The following is a 3,153-nucleotide window of genomic DNA, read 5'->3' as shown; positions in this document are numbered from 1 at the left end:
ATACAAACACCTCATGAGCCTAATTCTTAACAGATATTATAACATATATGCAAGGTGTAATATACGTGCATTATTAAAACAGATAATCAGGTCACAAAAATAGGCTAGCTCCTTGTCAAATAAGGAAGTTAGCCTTCGCTAATTAGTCGAATTTTGGTGTTTTGCTGCAAAATACAGGTAAAAATGATGAGCTTAAGGCTTCTGTTTAGACAATAGAGCAGGAGTATTTAAAGCCTGATGTGAAAACAGTTTCAGTTGCTGCTCCTGACACCGCAGTTGAATCTCATAAGACAGAGGATGCTCTAATTAAGATGGAGAAAAAGGGCTAAACAGTCGATGTCTTTTGTATTATTTTTCTGACGTATGTTCATATTCCCCTCTGATCTAGAAAAAAGAAGTAACAGTATTAGTTTGGTCCTGAAGATATGAGATGCAAATTTTGAAGCTTATAAAGAAAGCAGAGCAGGAAAAAAGCTCTGCTTGGAGTGAACACATTGTTAAGTACGGAAATTAGATTTCAAACTGATGAACTACCTGCAGCAGTCCCTCAATTTCATCCTCGGTCTGTCGGATATTGTTCTGAACATCATTCAACTGTATCGCCAGATGCTGACTGCCATCAGTAATACCTTTCATATTTGAGGAGATCTCTGCTGTCGCAGTGGTCTGCTCTTCAGCTGCAGTAGCAATCTGAGTTATTTGTGAGTTAACCTCATCAACCTTGTGTGTGACTTCATTAAGAATTTCCGTGAGTTTGGAAGTTTCTGAGGAAATACCGTCTAATACATTAACAGACTGCTGAATAGCGTCATTTGCTGCATTAGAGTCAAGCTGGACCTGAGATACTATTCTGGTAATTTCCTGAGTAGACTGAGAGGTTCTAAGAGCTAGAGCTCGAACTTCATCTGCAACTACAGCAAAACCTTTTCCTGCTTCACCGGCTCTAGCAGCTTCAATTGCAGCATTAAGCGCAAGCAGATTGGTTTGAGACGCAATATCCTCAATGGTCATTACAATAGAGCCTATCTTCTGAGCAGTCTGAGCAAGAGCTTCAACCATGGCGGCATCCTGTTTGGATTTTTCAACCTGACTGTTTAGCATGGCGATAGTCTGATTTACACGGCTGATTCCCTCTGTTGTACTCTGGGCTGATATTTCCGCTGTCACGGAGGCATTTTCACAGTTATTTGCAATATCACCAGTGGTTGATACCATTTCATCTGATGCAGCTGCCACTGTAAGCGCCTGAGCCTGATTTTCCTGTGCAGTATCTGACATCACCTTTGAGGAAGATGTTATCTCAACCATCTGCCTATGAATATTAGAGCTGACACTCTGGATCTTCTCGACACCTTTTGACCATGATACTCTCATGGTCTCAAGTGACTGCAGCAGAGCCTTAAACTCATCCTTACGGGCAGTATCAATAGCGATATTAAGCTTACCGTCTGCCATAACCTTAGAAATACGGATTACATTTCTGATGTTTCCGATAATGACTGAAGGCATATAGAACATAATGAACAGTGCAATAATAAGCTGAACTACTGTCACAACGCCTACAGTGACAATACCTGAGGTATCGTTCATCGCCTCGGACTGCTCGGTAACACCTTCAATCTGATAACCGTTTATCTTTACAATGTTATTCTGAATTACAATATAATGAGGAATCATCTCTACGCTGTGATAGGTCATAGCCTGAGTTTCATCCAGTGCTTCCAGTGCAGGAAAAACTCTTTTATTCAGAGACTCCAAATAAAGCCTGGTTGACTGTTTAACCACACCTACCTCAGTTGGATAACGACTCTCCTGCATTTCATCAACAGCAAGCTGCAGCTGCTTTGATAAATCATCTATAACAGGAACTATTGGTCTTGAATCAGCTCCCAGACTGATTTTCTCCATCTGAGCCTCTATTTGAGAGATTAAATCACCGGTTCGGCGGGTACGGCTGTATCGGTCAACAAGAGTTGTGTGAACGTAGGATGCAACATCGTGACTTTTAAGCATTGAGCTTAAAGCAGACCACGACAGCATAAGCGATACAACGATCATGAGAAAATAGCTAAGTCTAAGCTTGGCTTTTATAGTCATAGAAACCTCTTCATTTTCTTCAATATATCCGAATAAATATTTTTATGATTATTTTTTATTTCTATTGAAAATTGTAGAGGTTTTGACAAGAATATGTAAAAATATATGCAAGAAAGGTGTGATTTAAATCACAGATATAGATGGTATAATAAAATATATAGATGATATAATAAAATATAATGCAAATAAAGGCAAAGAAAGTAATTACTATAGAAAGTTTCTACGTTTTATTTCACAATTGTTTTTAAAATGGAGTGGTCGTATCATCAACTGTAACAACCTCTGCGTCGGCTACATCTTCAGGAACACCGTCTTTTGGTTGTTCATCGCTCAGAAGATTCTCCATCTTCAGAGAAAGCAGCTCGTTACGGTGTTTCATGCGCCGTAACTCAAGAAATTCCTCACCCAGTTCTTTTACCTTATCGAATTCCTTTGAAAGCTGATTTCTGCGTTCTGCATCCGGATCAAGTTTCTGCAGCAGCAGATCGTTGCTGTCCCAGGTAAACTCGATTTTAACAACAGGGGAAGTCTTCTTGGTTGGATTCTTTTTGATTTTCTTGTATTGAAGATTGATGAAATAAGGGAACTCCACACCATTGTAGTTGGTAAGAATATCAATCTGAGTCCAGGATATTTCTCCGATAGCAGGCTCCAGGATCTGTTTTTCAATACGGGCAGTAGTATAGATTGAAGATTTAGGAATACCCATCAGCTCCTTAAAATTCTTCCAGTCAAACGTAATTGAGTTTACAGGCTGTTTGTAGGCCTTACCCATGTTTTTGTACTGAGTAAGAAGTCTGAACAGAGTTTTAGAATATTTTCCTTTCAGAACAAGGAAATTGGCTAACTCAAACTTAGTAAAGTTACTCTTGAGCTTAGACAAAATATATTCAAACTGTTCATTAACTTCCAGAGTAAGGATTAAAATTTCCTCATCTGAATCAAGCTTAATTTCCAGTAACTGGTCAGCCTAAAGCGTCATTCTAACCTGTTCTAATTTTTAATAAAGTTAACCATAGCATTTCGTTTGGAGGATGATATGGAAACTTACTCAAG

Annotated in this window: 2 protein-coding genes; both read right to left on the bottom strand. The window is 38.9% G+C overall.

The window, feature by feature from the left end; genetic code table 11:
- Positions 1-510 precede the first annotated feature (510 nt).
- Complete coding sequence (locus QZU45_RS11815) at positions 511-2,097, bottom strand: methyl-accepting chemotaxis protein (RefSeq protein WP_295355539.1); 1,587 nt, start codon at positions 2,095-2,097, stop codon at positions 511-513.
- A 244-nt stretch (positions 2,098-2,341) separates the two neighbouring features.
- Positions 2,342-3,010 (bottom strand): replication initiation protein, encoded by a 669-nt coding sequence (locus QZU45_RS11810; RefSeq protein WP_295355541.1) that lies wholly within the window; start codon positions 3,008-3,010, stop codon positions 2,342-2,344.
- Between the last annotated feature and the right edge of the window lie 143 nt (positions 3,011-3,153).

It is taken from the genome of uncultured Succinivibrio sp., assembly GCF_902756765.1.
Lineage (GTDB): Bacteria > Pseudomonadota > Gammaproteobacteria > Enterobacterales > Succinivibrionaceae > Succinivibrio.
The sequence above is the reverse complement of the archived record's forward strand: the minus strand, read 5'-3'. Positions and strand labels throughout refer to the sequence as shown.

Coding starts and splice junctions, on each gene's coding strand:
- QZU45_RS11815 (WP_295355539.1), bottom strand. CDS start 2,097: ATGACTATAAAAGCCAAGCTTAGACTTAGCTATTTTCTCATGATCGTT.